The following is an 18,285-nucleotide window of genomic DNA, read 5'->3' on the forward strand; positions in this document are numbered from 1 at the left end:
AAATAAGCATGCTCGATTCCATTATCAAAATCTCGCTGCGTTATCGCATGCTGGTCGTCGTCGTCAGCCTGTTTGTGCTGGTCTACGGATCGTACCTGGCCGCTCAGATGTCGATCGACGTTTTTCCGGACCTTGACCGTCCTCGCGTGATCATCATTACCGAAGCATCTGGGCTGGCGACCGAAGAGGTCGAAACGCTGGTCACTCAGCCGATCGAGATCGCGTTGATGGGGGCCAACGGCGTCCAGGCCGTGCGAAGTCAATCGACCGCTGGGCTGAACGTCATTTACATCGAGTTCGATTGGGCGACAGAAATTCGTGCCGCGCGGCAAACCGTGCAGGAGCGATTGTCAACGCTCGAAGGCATTTTGCCCGATGGGATTCGTCCCCAAATGACGCCGCCATCTTCCATCATGGGTCAGATCATCGTGGCGGGGATCTATCGGCAGAATGGACCCGAAGGTGGACGACTCGCTCAAGTCGGCAACACGCAAATGATGGCGGAAATGGTCGTCGATGAGACCAACAATTTCGAAATCCTCGTTTGGCGGCCCGGCGATCGCCATGACTTTTCCACATGGAAAAAGCTGAAGACGTCGGAGATCAATTGGGACGACGACTATGTGAGTCGCAGCACGCTAGCGGCGGGTTCGGGTGGCACACATCGACGAGAAGAATCGGCGGCTAGCGCCTTGCCGCTCACGGGGACTGCTTCATTTCGAGTCGATGGTAAGTCCTACGACGCCCATTTTTACACCGAGGCAAAACAACAGCTCGAGCTTCGTACCGTCGCCGACTGGATCATCCGCCCTCGACTGCTCAAGACCACGGGTGTCGCCGAAGTCTTTATGCTTGGCGGTGATCGCAAGCAGTATCAGATTCTGATTGATCCGACGGCGTTGCTTGAATACGACGTCACCGTTCAAGACGTGGAGCAGGCGATCCGTGAGAGCAACATCAACACGAGCGGCGGGTTCGCGGTGACGGGCGAAACGGAACGGCCGATTCGTATCCTGGGCCGACTTGGCCCAGGATCTCACGCCGTGATCGAAGACTTGAAAAAGGTGCCCGTTGGCGATCACACCAAACGTGCCGTGTTGCTAGAGCAAGTGGCTCGCGTCACCGAAGGCCCGCAGTTCAAACGTGGGGACGGGAGCGTGAACGGCCATCCGGGAATCGTGTTCACGACCGTCAAACAGCCTCACGTCGATACTCGCGAGCTAACCGATGCTGTCGCGGAGGCGTTTGTCGAAGTCGAAGCGTCTTTGCCGGCGGACATCATCGTCAACTCGGAACTGTTTCGATTGCGAAACTTCATCGACCGAGGCATTTTCAACGTCGCCGAAGCACTGGTGATTGGTGCGGTGTTGGTCGTGATCGTGCTGTTTCTGTTCTTGCTGAACTTCCGCACGACATTCATCACGCTGACCGCGATTCCGCTTTCGCTTGTGCTGACGACGCTAACGTTTCGCATCATGGGGTGGATCAGCGGCACCGAACTGTCCATCAACGTGATGACGTTGGGCGGGATTGCCGTCGCGATGGGGGAACTCGTCGATGATGCGATCGTTGATGTTGAAAACATCTTCCGGCGACTCAAGCAGAACAACCTTCACCCCATCGACAATCGACAATCTTCAATTGTCATTGTTTTCGAGGCGAGCAAAGAAATCCGCAGCTCGATCGTGTTTGGCACGGCGGTCGTGATTCTGTCGTTCATGCCATTGTTCGCACTCTCCGGGGTCGAAGGACGATTGTTCACGCCGCTCGGCATCGCCTACATCGTGTCGATCTTGTCGTCGTTTGTGGTCTCGATGACCGTCACGCCGGTGCTGTCTTACTACATGCTGCCACGATCCCGAGCCACGCACAGCGAAGGAGACGGGTTTTTGTTGCATGGATTGAAAGGGATGGTGACCTATTTGATTCAGTTGAGTATGGCGATGCCGCGAACGCTGCTGATTGTGACGTGGTTTGCTGTGGTCGTCGCGGCTTGGCAGATGTCGACGCTGGGTCGGAACTTCCTGCCGCCGTTTGACGAAGGCAGTATTCAGGTCAATGTCACGTTGCCACCGGGTTCGTCGTTGGACGCTTCCAACAAAGTTTCAACGGCGATTGACTCCGTCTTTCAGTCGATGCAAAAGACCGACGGAAATCCGGATGGCGAGATTCTGCACTTCGTCCGTCGAACCGGACGAGCCGAGATGGACGAACATGCTTCGCCAGTTAACTTCGGCGAATATATCCTCAGCATGAACCCTGAATCGCCAACCGAGCGAGAAGAAATTCTGGCGAGTCTTCGCGAGAAAATTAGCGACGAAGCGCCCGGCGTTGACATTGAGGTTGAACAGCCGCTCGCTCACCTGATCAGTCACATGATCTCGGGCGTTTACGCTCAGATCGCGATCAAGATTCACGGCGACGATTTGGACACGTTGCAGGCAGCGGCAGCGCAGGTGAAGGCAACGATTCAGGACGTGCCGGGAATCACGCCGCCGGTGATCGAGCCAATCCAAGAAACGGATGAATTGCATATCGAACTCCGAGCAGACGATTTGGCACTCTACGGACTGACGCGCGAGTATGTTGCTGACGTCATGCAAACGGCTTTGCAGGGCGAAGTGGTTTCGCAAGTTCTCGAAGGGCAGCGTCGTTTTGATCTGCTCGTCCGACTAGAAGAAGAGTATCGCACCGACTATGCCAACCTCGATCGGCTGCGTCTTGACTTGCCAGGCCGAGAAGGACAACCCGATCGCGGCCAGATCGAACTTCGCGACGTCGCGGACGTGAGGGTTGGCACGGGACCAAACTCGATCAATCGCGAGAATGCACGCCGCCGGATCGTGATTCGCTGCAATACCGAAGGCCGAGACTTGGCTGGAGCAGTGGGCGATATTAAACAACGGATCGGCGAACAAGTTGAAATGCCTGCGGGCTACTTCATTGAGTTCGGCGGGCAGTTCGAGAGCCAACAGCGGGCAACCCAACTGATTGTCGTGCTGGCAGGCATTTCGGTGATCGGCATGTTTGTCGTGTTGTTGGTGCTGTTCCCGTCGATTCGCATTGTTTTGCAAATTCTCAATGCCTTGCCCACCGCATTCATCGGCGGGGTGATGGCGCTCGTTCTGACGCAACAAAGTCTCACGGTTGCCAGTCTTGTTGGGTTCATTTCCCTCGGTGGTATCGCCGTCCGCAACGGGATTTTGTTGGTGACTCACTACTTCCACTTGATGAAGGAAGAAGGCGAGGAGTTTACGAAAGAGATGGTCGTGCGAGGCAGCCTCGAACGACTCGCTCCAGTATTGATGACAGCTCTTACCGCTGGCATTGGTCTCCTACCACTCGTGCTTGGCGGGCAAGAACCAGGCCGCGAAATTCTGTACCCCGTCGCCACCGTCATCCTTGGCGGATTGATCACATCGACGTTCTGCGAGTTCCTGGTTCATCCAGGTTTGTTCTGGAAGTTTTCCGGTAAAGACGCCGCGCGACTCGCGAAGCTTGAAACCGTGGAGGACGAATTCTCTATGTAATCAACGACGCAGCGAGACTCGCCAAGAGTTTCGACTTTCAATTTCGTAGCGGAACTCGCCAAGAGTTTCGGCCAGTCGGTATTCCGGAAGTCTTGGCGGCTTTCGCTACCACAAACTCTCCACAGCTATTTCTCACACAGGAACCAATCCATGAAACTCTCAACCATCGTCTTCTCGGTCGTCGCCTTGTCTCTGTTCACCCTCACCGGATGCAAGCAAGAATCGGCCACGACTGTTTCCAAGACGGAATCACATGAAGACCTCGACCACGCTGAGGGCGAACACGACGATCACTCCGTCGCCGGCCATGGGCACGCTGCCGGCCCAAATGACGGAACCATCGTCGATTGGGGCGGTGGCAAATTCCATGTCGAGTTCACGGTTGATCATGACAAGCAAGAAAGCACTGTCTATGTCTTCGGCCCCGACGAAAAGTCAGCCGTCCCCATCGACGCCGAAGCAATCGACTTGAGCATCAGCGATCCAGTCATGCAGGTGACACTGAAGGCGGCACCCCAAGACAGCGATCCCGCCGGCAAGGCGTCCCGCTTCATCGGCAATCATGAGAAGCTAGGCGTCGTTCAAGAGTACGCGGGCACGATCTCGGGCGTCATCGACGGCACTCCTTATTCGGGCGATTTTGCCGAAGAAGCACACGACGACCACGATCACTGAGAGATCAAGCCATGATCTGGATGTTTTCCAAAACGCTGATTTCGGCAGCCGTGATCGTCGCGGTTGCCGAGATCGCGGGGGGATGCCGCGAGCGGGTGCGTTGTTAGCGGCAGCCTACGGTCTTTTCAATTTGGGCGAGGGTGCTGGCGAGACGAGCTTCGGCGCGGGCGACTTGGACTTGGAGCGATAGCAGTTCGCGGTAGGTTGCGATCAAGTCGGTGAAGTCGGCTTTCTTGCCTTGATAATCGGCGGTGGCGATTTCGAGCGTTTGCTCGGTGCGGGGAATCAGACGTTCACGGTAAAGCTCGAGTTGCTCGATGGAAGCGTACGCGGCGGCGACTTGGCGGCGGAGCGTGCCGCGAAGCTTGTCTTGTTCGGCTTCGCGGCGGAGCGTCGTTGCCGAGCGGTCGTGGGCGGCTTCGCGGACGCCAGCGTTGATCTTGTCTCGCCAGATGGGAAGCGTCACACCGACACTGAAGTTGATATTGTCGTGTCCGTTGGCGACGGGGCTGATAACATCATGGTCGTCACTGACGATGGAATAGCCGATGCCGAGCTGGAAGTCTGGATACTGCTGCAAGCAGGCAAGTGATTCCTTGGCACGGTCGCGGGCGATTTCGGCGGCCAGTCCTTGCAGTGTCGGATTGCAGGCTTCGGCCTCGGCGACAAGAACCTCAAGCTGCGGTGCGGCTTCACTGACGCCGATCTCGTCCACCGCCGTGGGCATCAAGTTCATGGGTTGTCGAACCAAGGCACCGAGGTCGGCGCGGGCTTGTTCTTTTTGCTGACGTAGTCCAATGAGTTGTTCTTCAAGGCGATCGCCTTCGATTTCGGCTCGCAGAACGTCTTGCTGGCTACCACCGGTCTTGTAGCGAGCCTCGGAAACTTTGATTAGATCTTCGACCAGTTCGGTGTTGTCTTCGACGATGCGAATGAGTTCGTCGGCCAGCCAAAGTTCGTAGTACGCCAATTGGACCGCTTCGATAATTTCAATTTCGGCTCGTCGGATCTCTGCCATCGCGATCTGAACATCGCGAGCAGCGACAGCGCCGCGGGCGTCGAGTTTTTCTGGCCAGGGGACTTTCTGCGACAGCGAGAATTGATGTCCGATGCGTCCGCCAGCGGTCTGCAACGCCTGATCGTGGATTGGCCAGAACGTGTTGCCGAGCATCGGATCTTCGAGTGCGGTGACCTGCGGGATGCGGTGTTGAGCGGCCGCGACTTTTTGACGTGCCGCGGCGATCGAAGGGTGAGTTGCGAGGGCGGTTGAGACCAAAGAAGAGAGGGAGATGGGAGGTGCGGGAGAAGGGGAGTTTTCAGTGAGGAGTGAGGAGTTGTGAGCGAGGAGATCGGCGTCGCGGAAGGAATCAACTAGCTCGGAATCGTTGTAGGCATCTTCTCGTTGTTCACTTCCCGGTTCCGTGTTTCCCCCTCTCCCTGACTCCCCGTCTCCTGGGCTTCTGTTCTCCCCATTTTCTTCCTCGTGAAACCCAGTCAGTTGTACGGGAGCCTCAGTCAGCATTGGGGGGGGGCTCGTCACGGCCGCAACCGATTCCGAGGCTTTCGGCGAAACGACGCTGGTGAGCGGTTGGCCCGTGGATCGACATCCGGCGCATGCAATCAAACACACCAGCAAAAGATTTCGCTTGGCGTTTTGCACCGCAAGTGGCGTGTTTTGTGCTGATTCAGTCATCCGTTTCATGTTCATCCTGTCATCCTTGACGAAGATTCCTCTTGAACTCTCTTCGGCATCCGGTGATAGTATGCATACCGCACTGGGGTATCTTTCCTTTCAGTAGTCCCAATGAGCCCGCACTTCATCCGCATCATCGTCACACTTTGCCTGATCGTCGCCGCGACGATTCAGCCGATGTCGTTGCTGGCAATAGCCGCACCGTGCGGGGACGACGTTTGTGTTGTGCCATTGAAGTGCGAAGGCTGCGGTTGCTGCGACGTCGAGCATCAAAGCGACAAATGTTGCTGCTGTAGCGACGACGAATCGAAAGCGGAACGGCCCAAGTCGGATAGCGATGAGTTTAAACCTGGCGAATCGGCGCTCGCGGGCCACTGCACCTGTGGCGTGTCCAACCAGCCCATGAATCGCGGTGAATCTCGCGAATCACTGGTCCGCGAATTGTCGTTGCGAATCGCGTCCCTGGACTTTGTCGAATTGCCCACGGAAACCATCGCGGTGCTCCGGCCAAGCGTCGTGGATGCGACTCCGGGCAGCCGGGCGGATTTCGGCCAACGATTTCTCTGTGTTTGGCGGATTTAGCGAGTTTCAAAAGAGAGCGTGCGCGCTCACTGAATCGAAACGTTTGCTTCTTTTGACCAACACTGGCGAGCCTCGCTCGTCCACCACACAGAGGAATTTCTCATGCGCTTTTTCATTGGCACGGCAGCGTTGCTGCTGATTATGTCCGCTGCCATCGTTGGATGCAGCGAGCCGTCCGACACGGCATCGACTCCTGCAGTAGCCGACCCCGTCGAGGCCACGGCGGTTACGTTTGCGAACACGAAGTGCCCCATCATGGGTGGCAGTCCGACGGCGGAGCTAACGGTCGAGTATGACGGCAAAACGATCGGCTTTTGTTGCGACGGCTGCCCCGAAAAGTGGGCCGATCTGAGCGACGACGCGAAGGCGGAGAAGTTCGCCAAGGTGGACGCTCACGCGGGGCACGACCGCGCGGATGGCGACCACGATCACTCAGATCATTCCCGCGAATAAGTTCGCAAACGGCTACAGCCTGTAAGGCGTGTTCGATGACGGTTTTGGCGTAACTAACGCGTGAACAACAAGTGAGGATCGTTAGCGGTGCGGCGCAAGCCGCCCGGTGAGGAATCGGAGGGCTCGCGCCCTTCCGCTACGTCACTTGTTGCTCACGTGGTCTTAAGTCGCGGCCGTTGTTGAACGCCTTTTGCGAGTTGATCCAACGGGAAATCAATCATGAGTCATCCAGAAACGCAGTCCCAGACTGCGCCGCCGAAACGCACGCTTCGTCAACGACTCGCCGGCCTCCGCTGGTTGGGCCGAACGATGACGCATGCGCTGGTTCTTTTAGCAACGTTTATCATCGGCATCGCGATGATCGGCGTCGCGCAGCGGCAAGGTTGGATACGTAGTGGCGATGGTGTTGCATCCAACGCGACATCGAGCGACAGCGGCGAGACGATTTACACCTGTCCGATGCACCCACAGATTCGTCAAAACGAGCCGGGCGATTGCCCGATTTGTGCAATGAAGTTGGTGCCGGCGGCGGGTGATGCGGAGGCGGCATCCACCCAGGATCCCTCCGGTGACGAACGGTACATTTGCCCGATGATGTGCACGCCTCCCTCGACGGAGCCCGGGCGTTGTCCGGTGTGTGCGATGGAACTGGTCAAGGCAACCGGCGGTGGCGGCGGCGATGGAGTGTCCATCACGATCGAGCCGGCGGCACGCCGTTTGATTGGGATTCAAACCGGAGTTGCCGAACTGGGCTCTGTCTCGCAAACGATCCGAACGATCGGTTCGATTGACTACGACGAAAGTAAATTGGCCACGATCAGTGCCTATGTCGATGGACGGATCGAAGAACTCTACGCGGACTATGTCGGCGTGCCGGTCGCACAGAACGATGACTTGGCGTTGATCTATTCGCCCGATTTGTATTCCGCCCAAGTCGAGTACTTAACGGCGATCCAAGGCACGGGACTGAAGCGGTTAGGTGGAACCACCAACTTCGGTGAACTATCGAAACAGAAATTGGTTGAACTGGGTTTGACGGAGGATCAGGTTGCCGAGCTGCGATCTCGCGGCAAGGCGGAAAGCCGCATCCGCGTTCGATCGCCCATTCAAGGGACCGTCATCGGTAAGTTCGCGGTCGAAGGCGACTACCTCAAAACCGGCGACAAGATTTACCGGATCGCTGATCTGTCGACCGTCTGGTTGATGCTGGACTTGTATCCCGACGACGCTGCTCGGGTTCGTTTCGGACAACAAGTCGAAGCCGAAGTCAGTTCGATGCCCGGCGACGTGTTCACTGGTCGTGTCGCTTTCATTGATCCGACCGTGAATTCGACGACGCGGACCGTGCAAGTTCGCGTCGAGATGCTCAACGCAGACGGAAACCTGAAACCCGGCGACTACGCGACTGCGCGAGTCTACGTGCCCGCGATTCGGCAGGATCGAATTTACGATCCGGCATTGGCGAACAAATACATCAGCCCAATGCACCCGCAGATCATTCGCGAAAGCCCCGGTGATTGTCCGATCTGTGGCATGGACTTGATACCCACATCGAAGCTCGGTTACGCCAGCGAGCCGTTGCCGAAACAGCAAGTCGTCACGGTGCCCCGCGATGCCGTATTGATGACGGGCGAGAACAGTGTCTTGTACGTCGAAACAGAACCCGGTCGGTTTGAAATTCGCCGCGTGTCGGTCGGCCCCATGACGGACGATCGAGCCGTGATCCTAGAAGGCATGTCGGCGGGCGAAACGGTTGCCACGAACGGCAACTTTTTGATCGACTCGCAAATGCAGCTTGCCGGTAATCCGTCATTGATGGACCCGAGCAGAGCGGCGACGTATCCGCCCGGCCCGTTGGAATTACCAAGCAGCGAACCGATTGTTTTGGATGGCGATGGAGCCGAGCAGTTTGATCGCGCTTACGACGCGTACTTTGCCATCCAAAAATCGCTCGCGGCCGATCAAACGCCGTCGCCATCTGAACTGACCAAGCTGGAAATTGCACTCGGTCAACTCACCGAAGCAGCGAACGTTCCCGATGAAGCCCAAAGTCATCTACAGAACGCCAAGCGATCACTGCAACGGATGAATGGATCCATGGAGCTGTTTCGCAAGGCATTTCGTCCCGTCAGTCATGCCATGCTTCGCGCCGCCACGATTGTTCGCGGCAAATCGACCGCAACGAAGTTGGTTCACATGTATTGCCCGATGGTGCCAGGCGGCGGAGGTGATTGGATGCAGCCGGAAGGTGAACTGGTCAATCCGTACTGGGGCAGCGAAATGCTCTCGTGCGGCGAAGTCGTTCGAGACATGGCGATAGCGAACCCTGCGAAGACCAAGGATCGCTAGCCATGCTGAATTTGATCATCCGTTTTTGCGTGAAAGAGCCGTTGCTCGTTGTCCTGCTCGCTTTCGCTCTCAGCGTCGGCGGTTGGTTCGCGTTCAAGGCGGTGCCGATCGACGCGATCCCGAACGTGGGTGAGAACCAAGTCATCGTGCTGACGTCTTGGCCGGGACGCTCCCCGAAGGACATCGAGGATCAAGTCACCTACCCGCTCAGTGTTTCGTTGCTGGCGGTGCCGGGGGCGGACTCGGTGCGTGGCAAGAGCATGTTCGGTTACAGCTTCGTGCAGGTGACGTTCAAGGATTCGATCGACTTCTATTGGGCGCGCAGTCGCGTTTCGGAGCAGCTTGGGACGGCTGCAGCTCAGTTGCCCGAGGGCGTCGTGCCGCAGCTTGGCCCCGACGCGACCGGTCTCGGCCAAGTCTACTACTACACGTTGATTCCACCGCAGGTGAATGGGGGGCAGTCGCCAGAGGAAGGCATGGGGTTGGACGAGCTTCGCAGCCTGCAAGACTTCGTTGTGAAGTATGAATTGCAAGCCGTCGAGGGCGTCAGCGAAGTGGCGTCGATCGGTGGTTATGTTCGCCAATACCAGATCGATGTCGACCCTGATAAGTTGCGGTTCCACAATGTGTCGCTCGACAAATTGGTGGTGGCAATCAAGGGATCAAATGTCGATGTCGGGGCGAAGACCGTTGAGTCCACCGGAATGGAGTACATCGTCCGCGGCAAGGGCTTCATCGGTGGCGAGGGCGATCAAGCCAAGGCAATTCGTGACATCGAAGAAACGGTCATTCTGCAACGGGATGGGGTGCCCGTCCGCGTCAGTGATGTCGCCAGCGTCCAACTTGGCCCCGACTTTCGCCGCGGTGCGTTGGACTACAACGGCACCGAAGCCGTCGGCGGCGTGGTGGTGATGCGGCACGGTGAGAACCCGAGGGTTGTGATCGACCGTGTCAAAGCCAAGATCGCTCAAATCGAGCCGGCGCTCAAAGGGGTACGCATCCACGGCGTCTATGATCGCAGCGGTCTGATCGACGAAACGATGGCGACGCTGACGCATGCGTTGCGAGATGAAATTATCATCACGGCCATCATCATCTTGTTGTTTCTGCTTCACATTCGCAGCAGCATCGTCGTTGCGATTTGCTTGCCCACCGCCGTGCTGATGTCGTTCATTGCGATGCACTTTGTCGGCGTTGGTGCAAACATCATGTCGTTGGCTGGGATCGCGATCGCGATTGGGACGATGGTCGACATGGCGATCATCGTTTCAGAGAACATCTATCAACATCTGGCTGAAAGAGAGGGGCAGTTGGGGAGTCAGAGCGAGGGAGAGTCGCAGAGTCTGGAAGCATCACCGCTTCCAGACTCCTCCACTCCCGCTCGTCTTTCACGTGCCGAAACCACCTACGAAGCAACGGTCGAAGTCGCCCCGGCTGTGGTCACGGCCGTGGCAACCACGATTGTTAGTTTTCTGCCGGTGTTCTTTCTCACCGGCCGCGACTATCGACTGTTCTCTCCCTTGGCGTTCACGAAGACCTTCGCAATTGCCGCCGCGATGATTGCTGCTGTGACGCTCGTTCCCGCGCTGAGTCGCCTGCTACTGCGCAATGCGACGTATCGAAAACCAACGGCCGCGATTGCCGCAGTGTTTCTCGGCGCGGTGCTGTCGTTGTTGTCGCATTTCTATTGGGGCGATGACGTTGCCAGCTATCTTGGAATTGCCCCTTGGATCGTGACCTGCGTCGCCGGCGTCAGTGGATTGATCCTCGGTTGGCAGTGGACGCGAGAACGCATTCGACCACTCGAAGCAATTCCGACCAGTCGATTCATTCACTGGGTTTACGCGGCGCGGCTTCGCCAGGCACTCCAGCACAAAGTGATCGCTCTATCGTTTCCGCTGATGTTGCTGGTGCTGGGCATCGGTGCCTACGTCGGACTGCCGACTGTTCTGAAACCGGTCGAGCGGGCGGCAAGTCTTGTCGGGACGGACCTGAACAGTTTGCCGGGTTACGTCGATGCGAAACATGTTTTCACGGGTTTGCAAAGCGACGACTGGATTGCATTGGACGAAGGAAGTTGGTTCTACATGCCGACCCTGTATCCGGCCGCCAGTTTTTCCCAAGCGATGCAGGTGCTACAAACGCAGGACGTGTTGATCGGGCAGATTCCCGAAGTCAAAGACGTGCTTGGGAAAATCGGTCGCGTCGAGTCAGCACTTGATCCCGCTCCTGCTGCGATGGTCGAAACCTATGTGATGCTCAAGCCGGAAAGCGAATGGCGAGATGGCGTCACCTCGCGAGATGTTTGGGATGAGATCAACCGAGTCGCGACGTTGCCCGGCGTGACGCCGGCCTCGGCCCTGCAGCCAATCGAAGGCCGCGTCGTGATGTTGCAGTCTGGCATCAAGGCTCCGATGGCAATTCGTGTTTACGGCGACGACCTTGAAACACTCGCCACCGCAGCGATGGATGTGGCGGGCCAGTTGAAGCAGTCGCCGTACGTCAACGCTGGTACTGTCAACCCGGACATCGTGCTTGGCAAGCCGTATTTGGAATTCACCGTTGATCGGGAAGCGGCTTCGCGATACGGGATGAACGCCTCCATGGTGAACCAAGTGATTGAGACGGCACTTGGCGGGATGAATCTGATCAAGACCGTCGAAGGTCGTGAGCGATACCCCGTTCGTTTGCGATACAACCGAGACCTGCGTGAACGCATCGAAGGACTCAAACGCTTGCCGGTGGTGACTCAGTCGGACGCAGTCGTACCGCTGGAAGAACTCGCCGCGTTGGAAACGACTTGGGGACCGGGTGCGATCAACAGCGAGAACGGCCGGCTGATTGCTCACGTTGCTTTCATGACCAACGGAGCGGCCGGAGATTTAGAGTCTGTCGCCGCGATTGAAGAGCAGCTACGCGAGGCCCAGGCATTGCCGTCAAGCAACGCGAATCATCTCGCGCTTCCCACAGGTTACTCGCTTGAATCAGTCGGCAGTTTTCGCAACCAGATCGAAGCCAACCGCCGGCTGATGTGGATCATTCCTTTGGTCATGTCGATCAACCTTCTGCTGATCTACATGGGGTTTCGCAACCTGCCGATTTCTTTGGCCGTGTTCTCTGGGATCCCCGTCGCATTTGCGGGCGGGATGATCCTGGTCGCGTGGATGCAGGTCGAACTGAACACCGCCGTGTGGGTCGGGTTCATCGCGTTGTTTGGGCTTGCCGTTGACGACGGTGTTGTGATGGCAACTTACATCCATCAATTGTTGCGGCAGCGAAAAATTGAGAGCGTCGAAGATATCCGCAACACGGTCTACGAAGCAGGGCTGAAACGCATTCGTCCCTGCATGATGACCACCGTCACGACACTCGCCGCATTGATTCCCGTGATGATCGCGACGGGCCGTGGAGCCGATGTGGCGCGAGCCATGGCGATCCCTGTGTTTGGCGGAATGCTTGTTGAGCCGTTCACGTCATTCATTGTGCCGACGCTGTATTGCAGCTACCTCGAACTGAAAATACGTTTTGGAATGCAGGACGAATTGTGGAAGGGCGTCGAGGAGATGCCTGCTGAGAAACTTCTGAACGTGCGTGTTCAGAGACAACCCATTACTGAAAGGTGAAATCGATGAAACGAATATTTGCGACAGGAATGCTTGCCGTTTTGACGTTCTCGGCCTCGTTGTCGATCAACGCGGAAGAAAAAGTGATTGCACCGGCAGCACCTCGCACGGTGGCAGGCCCCCACGGAGGAACGCTCCGCCAAATCGACGGTTTGCAAGCGGAAACAATTGTGACCGACGCCGGAATCCGAGTTCACTTGTTCGATCGAGACGCCAACCCTATCAGCAACGCGGGCAGTCGCGGGGTGGCGGCGGTACGTGTCGCAGGAGGTGCGAAACGCTACCGATACGACTTGATGCCCGATGAAACGGGGGGACTGACCGCACGCATCAACTTAGCCCCGATTGCTGGGCGCCCGTTGACAATCGACGTTCAATTGGTGGGTGTCAGCGGAAGGAACGCGACCAACGTCGTGTACACCGAAGTGGCCTCGGTGCCGCTGAATGAATTGCAACTTGCTGCCGCCGCGATCGCTCGCCAGAAGACGTGTCCGGTTTCCGGCAAACCGCTCGGCAGCATGGGCGACCCGGTCGCAGTCTCCACTGGCGATCAACGAGTCTTTGTCTGCTGTGCCGGTTGCGTTGATGCCGTCAAGGCAAACCCAGGCAAGTATGCCAGCGGCAAGCCGACCGTCGAGATCGCAACGGTCGCCGCCGGCGACGCCGCTCTCATTGCAAAACAATCGACTTGTCCCGTGATGGACGAGCCACTGGGAAGCATGGGGCAACCCGTCAAGCTGTTGGTGGCTGGCAAGCCGCTGTTTCTGTGTTGCAAAGGCTGTGTGAAGAAGGTGCAAGCCGAACCGGCGAAGTACTTCACGATGATCGATGGGGAGAAGCCAGCTGGTAGTGGCCCAACCGTTGCCGGCGGAACCGATGCGGTTCGGCCTGGCGTGTTCAAAGCCACGGCTGCCGACAAGCCATTCATTGCCGCGCAAAAGAGGTGCCCCGTCATGGACGAAGCACTCGACGCGATGGGCGGACCGTACCAAGTCAACGCGGCCGGCAAAGCGATCTATATCTGCTGCCCTGGTTGCGCGAAGAAGATTGCAGCAGAACCGGAGAAGTACTTGGGGATGTTGAACTCACAAGGTGTTGAGGCACCGGTAATCAAGTAAGGGAGTGTTTGCTCTCCCTCACTCCCAATCCCTTCTTTGCGGGGGTGGTGTCCGGTCCGATTCGATGCTCCGGCTTCGATGACGCCACACGCCACCCCTGCCTTTTTCACTTTCTGTACTTGCGGAAGATCGTCATCACCTCGTCGAGCTTCGCTTGACGTTCAGCGTCGCTCCCGCTTTCCATCGCTTCGCGGACGCAGCGATTCAGATGCTGGTCCAGTACGATTTCGCCGACGCGGTGCAAGGCACCCGTTGCGGCTGATAGCTGCATCAGGATATCGACGCAGTACTCGTCTGCTTCGATCATACGACGAACCGCCTCCACTTGGCCGTTGATGCGGCTGAGCCGATGGGCGAGCTTCTTTTTCTCGTCGGCGGAGAGCATTCGGGGACTTTGGGGCGAATTCGGATCACGTGATCGGGCATTTTACTCTGCAAAGGGTCCCGCCGTTAGACCGCTTCACATCATCCTTTTGGGTGCCGACCGGGAGGCATCTGGATCGCCACAGTGACGCAGGAATTCCGGGGAGACTGCTCCACTTTGCGAGTCGTGGTCGTTGTCCGTCACTCAATCACGACCAGTCGTCAGGGGGGCTGTGCTCTCGGTCCCCCACGTCACCTTTTTTTCGCCAGGCAAGTCTTCGTTACCATCAGCCAGCGATCGATTTGGATAGAAGATGTTTGGTTAGAAAATGTGGTGGAGGCTCGGTCGAGGACGATCTTCTAACCTCCCATTTTTTAACCTTGTTCCTCCAGTCGATTCGATTCGCACGAGATCTGGTGTGACGTTGATCCAGTGAAAATGTTTCAATCGAGCGGTTTGACGCATGCGGTTCAGGTGGGTTCGGTAGTTGGCTTGTCCGGTTTCCAACGCGGTCACGACAAAGGCTTCGTTCTCAGCGGAAAAATTGAACCGCTGAAAGACGTCCCGATCTGCCCAGACTCGCCTCCGTTCGGTTCGACCAATGTTAGAAATGAGGCATTCCGTGTAGAGCGTGTTGGACAACTTGGTGACCAGGTCTCGCAGCATCTCGATCGTAACTTCATGCAGTTCCGTCGGGCCTCGATAGTCGACTGCATCGATCTCAAGGGTTCACCTTTTGCTCAGTGTGTCGGCGCAGTTGACGAATTTTGATTCGACCTTGTGGGGCGAAAGTTGACGATTTCTGCCCGAGTTGCATTCAACAGGCGAAGGTAGTTCAGGACTTGGCCAATGTGTGCTTTCTCGATCGCGGCGACTGTCTTGAATTCATAGAGCCCGGACTCGTTGACGACCAGATCGAGGCGATACGTTTTGGAGAATGTGCCGAACGAGACGGTCAGTGCGACTTCACGCGTGGATGACGAAAGCTTGTCCAGGATTCGGTTGTGCATCTCGGCCTGGTAGATTGTCTCATCCCAGTGACAGCCGCATTCGTTGTGTACCTCGAACGCGACTTCCATCACTTGGTAGTCGAGCTTGCCAAATCCTTCGCTCGTCAGGGGCGTTAGGTCGATGGGGCAGTGGACGGGCATGAGATCGCCGGCAGTGGGTTTGGTTAGAAGGTGTGGCCGAGGCTGCGACAACTCGATTTAGGCGTCAACCGGTCGTCCAAAAACATGGTGCTCCAAAGGGGCCGGAAACGATCTCCGCGAGGCAAAACTACCCCCGTCCCTTTTTCGCCGTCGCGTCCCTTTTTCGCCGTCCGGGCCGGCATTCAAGTCGCTGCCGTCAACGCGGACGCCGGGGAACAGCGGACCGCTCGGGTCAAGTTGCTCTAATCCGTAGGGTGCCGACGGGACCGGTGGTGGTGGGGTGAAAGTTCGTCCGATTGGCAAGTTCATGCTGTTCACGGGTGACCCCATACTTCCCATCGACGGTCTTTGTGCCTTCGTCGTAGAAAGCCATCCGGTTGACACAATGATCAATAGCCCGAACTTGAATAAAAACGATCGCACGGAAATCACTCCCTTAATCTAAGCGGTGGCATGTCGACGTGCCACTGAGATCGACCACATACCATACGGGGGTATCAGGAAAGGAACATTGTCGCACGCACTTTGCAGGTACCGTTCGGGTTGTGCCGATTATGTAAACTCTGCGCTGGTCGATCATCGATCAATCAGAACGATGTGAGCTTGGCCGCCTGTGGTCCCAACCATTCACCGTCGTTGACATGCTACGCCGACTCATCGGTGCCGCCGCAATCATCCGATTCAGATGCAAACGGCAGGTCGGAGAAAGCAAACCGGGCGTCCGTCCCTATCGCGACGGTCTTTCTGCCGGCCGGACTGGTAGCGGTCATCTCCGTCGTGGGCAGGGTCTATTCTCCACCGTCATGCTGATAACTGGATATATACCCCGTGCTGGTATGCGAGTTGCGTGTCATCTCTGACAGCGGCACGGGGTCGCGATCCATTCAAACACGATTCATTTCAGGAGAAATCGAATGAGTACTGCAACTGCATCGAAGCGAGACTGCATTCAGAACTGCCAAGAGTGCCTGTCAACCTGCGCCGACATGCTGACCAGTCATTGTCTGTCGCAGGGTGGCGATCACGTGGGGCAAACGCACGTCAAGCTGATGCTCGACTGCATTGCCGCTTGCAACGCCTGCGTCGACTTCATGTCCCGGAATAGTGACTACCACTCGCACTATTGCCAGGCCTGTGCTGAAATTTGCAAGGCCTGTGCGGATAGTTGTGAGAAGGTCGGGAACATGGACGATTGTGTCAAATGCTGCCGCAAGTGCCACGAAAGTTGCTCCTCAATGGCAGCGTAGTCTCCGGGGAAACGGCAGGAACCAGTTCAGGCTTTTGGACCTAACTCGCAAATTGTTGCTGCATGGAGTCGAGGAATTTTTGCAGCTGGTCGGCGGGGAGTTGGTTGATGCCGGCGGCAGCTTTGCGACCGCCTCCGGTTGGGAATTGGCGGACCAGTTCGTCGGCGCCGGTTTTGGTGGTCAAGGGAGCACGGACGCTGACGAGGTATTCGCCCGATGGCAGTTCGCTGAGCAACGCGTGGGCTCGGTTGGGATTTTCGCGGGCGAGTTGGTTGCTGTAGACGCCGCTGACTCGACGTGAAAAAGAATCGTTGGGGAACAGGAACGCCGCACAGGATTCGGTCGCAAGTCTGGGCTCGATCGAAGCGGCTCGCTTCATGTCGCTGTCGAAACCGTCGCGAAGGGTTTCAAATGTGGTGTCCGCCGCGATGAACTCAAACGGATCCGCATAAGGTTGAACCTTGCGATACAGTTCGTCAGGAGCGAAGTAGAGATCGTCGAGCGTGCTGCCATAGCCGTTGTAGTTGAGCAGCGTGCCGAGTTGTTCGAGTTCGGCAAGTTGGGCATCGCTGAGGTTCAGCGGTTCGGCGGCGGATCTGGCGGCGTCGTGCAGGTTGTCGCCATACAGAGCGGTGACTGCCCAGGGCAGGAATTGGCTGCTCAAAAATTGATTGACGAGCAGCCCGGTGCACACATCACCGGCCGTGTCGATGTGTGCCGACAGCAGCGGGGACGCAGGGATGTCGCCCGCGAAATGGTGGTCAAAGTAGGTGACCGGAACTTCGGCGGCCAAGATTCGCTCGAGCCCATCGCGGTTCTTGTCCAGCGAGATGTCGAGCACCGTCACGGAATCGCCTGAGCTCGCGGGGACTTGCTTGAGAAGGTTGATGTCTCGTTTGACGCCGGTCACCAGCGTGCTGTCTTTGGGGTCTGCGAGCCGCAGTTGGTGCAGCGCGCAAATGCCATCCGCATCGCCATTGAAAACGTCAAAGTGAGTCACGTCGGTATCTCAGTGAGAGTGAAAGTTGGAAGGCACGAGCTTGGGGGCGTGTCAGACCTTTGGGCCTGCCAGGCTTGATTCTAGTTCCCCATCGCGAAAGCGAAACCGTGCCTGGGGAGCCGCTCACAGTCCCAGTTCATCGAGCGAGACGGTTTGGAATTCCAGGTCAGCTCGTCACGCTGATGACGCGTCCGTTGGTGTCGGATTTGTCTTGGCGATTTCGGTTGTCTCTCATGTTCAGCATCAGCGAACCGTCGGCCAACTGTGCAACGGCACACTCCGTTGTGTCGGTGCGTGCGGCAGTGGAAACGGTCCAGGTCTTTCCGTGATCACGCGAGTAGATGAGGTTGTGCAGTTTTTAAGTGCGGTACTGCCAGACGCTTATCATCACCCTCCCTCCGGGAGGGTCGAGCGAAGCGAGGGGAGGGGAGTGCATTGGATCCAGCGCGTAACCCTCCCCGGCCCGAAGCGGTCCGACCCTCCCCAAGGGAGGGTGAAGT

The 18,285-nt window shown here is 57.2% G+C and carries 13 protein-coding genes; 9 read left to right on the top strand and 4 right to left on the bottom strand.

Features of this window, described 5'->3' with window-relative positions:
- Positions 1-8 precede the first annotated feature (8 nt).
- Entirely contained in the window at positions 9-3,530 is a 3,522-nt protein-coding gene (locus PSR62_RS05870; protein ID WP_274406879.1) for an efflux RND transporter permease subunit, read from the top strand.
- A 150-nt stretch (positions 3,531-3,680) separates the two neighbouring features.
- Positions 3,681-4,205 carry a hypothetical protein gene (locus tag PSR62_RS05875; protein ID WP_274406880.1) on the top strand — a complete coding sequence of 175 codons (525 nt, stop codon included), beginning with the start codon at positions 3,681-3,683 and terminating at the stop codon, positions 4,203-4,205.
- Positions 4,206-4,308: 103 nt separating this feature from the next.
- Here PSR62_RS05875 and PSR62_RS05880 read toward each other — a convergent pair whose 3' ends face one another.
- On the bottom strand, positions 4,309-5,481 hold the full coding sequence (locus tag PSR62_RS05880; protein ID WP_274406881.1) for a TolC family protein: 1,173 nt from the start codon (positions 5,479-5,481) through the stop codon (positions 4,309-4,311).
- Positions 5,482-6,009: 528 nt separating this feature from the next.
- On the opposite strand from PSR62_RS05880, the gene PSR62_RS05885 reads away from it, so the two are divergent.
- The 5 genes from PSR62_RS05885 to PSR62_RS05905 all read left to right on the top strand — a co-directional run bounded on the left by PSR62_RS05885 (position 6,010) and on the right by PSR62_RS05905 (position 14,023).
- On the top strand, positions 6,010-6,480 hold the full coding sequence (locus tag PSR62_RS05885) for a hypothetical protein (RefSeq protein ID WP_274406882.1): 471 nt from the start codon (positions 6,010-6,012) through the stop codon (positions 6,478-6,480).
- Positions 6,481-6,582: 102 nt separating this feature from the next.
- Entirely contained in the window at positions 6,583-6,933 is a 351-nt protein-coding gene (locus PSR62_RS05890; protein ID WP_274406883.1) for a hypothetical protein, read from the top strand.
- Positions 6,934-7,152: 219 nt separating this feature from the next.
- Complete coding sequence (locus tag PSR62_RS05895) at positions 7,153-9,282, top strand: efflux RND transporter periplasmic adaptor subunit (protein ID WP_274406884.1); 2,130 nt, start codon at positions 7,153-7,155, stop codon at positions 9,280-9,282.
- Between the two features lie 2 nt (positions 9,283-9,284).
- Positions 9,285-12,905, top strand: coding sequence for an efflux RND transporter permease subunit (locus PSR62_RS05900; protein ID WP_274406885.1), 3,621 nt, complete (start codon positions 9,285-9,287; stop codon positions 12,903-12,905).
- Positions 12,906-12,910: 5 nt separating this feature from the next.
- Complete coding sequence (locus PSR62_RS05905) at positions 12,911-14,023, top strand: hypothetical protein (RefSeq protein ID WP_274406886.1); 1,113 nt, start codon at positions 12,911-12,913, stop codon at positions 14,021-14,023.
- 106 nt (positions 14,024-14,129) lie between these two features.
- Here the strand turns inward: PSR62_RS05905 and PSR62_RS05910 are convergent, their stop codons facing one another.
- The gene (locus PSR62_RS05910) at positions 14,130-14,408 is read right to left on the bottom strand and encodes a metal-sensitive transcriptional regulator (RefSeq protein ID WP_274406887.1); all 279 of its coding nucleotides are present in this window, start codon (positions 14,406-14,408) and stop codon (positions 14,130-14,132) included.
- Positions 14,409-14,825: 417 nt separating this feature from the next.
- Between PSR62_RS05910 and PSR62_RS05915 the strand changes: the two genes are divergently transcribed.
- On the top strand, positions 14,826-15,158 hold the full coding sequence (locus tag PSR62_RS05915; RefSeq protein WP_274406888.1) for a hypothetical protein: 333 nt from the start codon (positions 14,826-14,828) through the stop codon (positions 15,156-15,158).
- Here PSR62_RS05915 and PSR62_RS05920 read toward each other — a convergent pair.
- The gene (locus PSR62_RS05920; RefSeq protein WP_274406889.1) at positions 15,128-15,538 is read right to left on the bottom strand and encodes a GxxExxY protein; all 411 of its coding nucleotides are present in this window, start codon (positions 15,536-15,538) and stop codon (positions 15,128-15,130) included. The two genes, PSR62_RS05915 and PSR62_RS05920, sit on opposite strands and share 31 nt — an antisense overlap.
- A gap of 914 nt (positions 15,539-16,452) precedes the next feature.
- Here PSR62_RS05920 and PSR62_RS05925 point away from each other — a divergent pair.
- The gene (locus PSR62_RS05925) at positions 16,453-16,785 is read left to right on the top strand and encodes a four-helix bundle copper-binding protein (protein WP_274406890.1); all 333 of its coding nucleotides are present in this window, start codon (positions 16,453-16,455) and stop codon (positions 16,783-16,785) included.
- 40 nt (positions 16,786-16,825) lie between these two features.
- Here PSR62_RS05925 and PSR62_RS05930 read toward each other — a convergent pair whose 3' ends face one another.
- Positions 16,826-17,785 (bottom strand): acetyltransferase, encoded by a 960-nt coding sequence (locus PSR62_RS05930; RefSeq protein WP_274406891.1) that lies wholly within the window; start codon positions 17,783-17,785, stop codon positions 16,826-16,828.
- Positions 17,786-18,285 lie beyond the last annotated feature (500 nt).

Origin of the sequence: Rhodopirellula sp. P2, from assembly GCF_028768465.1 — a bacterium.
In the GTDB taxonomy this organism is placed as follows: Bacteria; Planctomycetota; Planctomycetia; order Pirellulales; family Pirellulaceae; genus Rhodopirellula.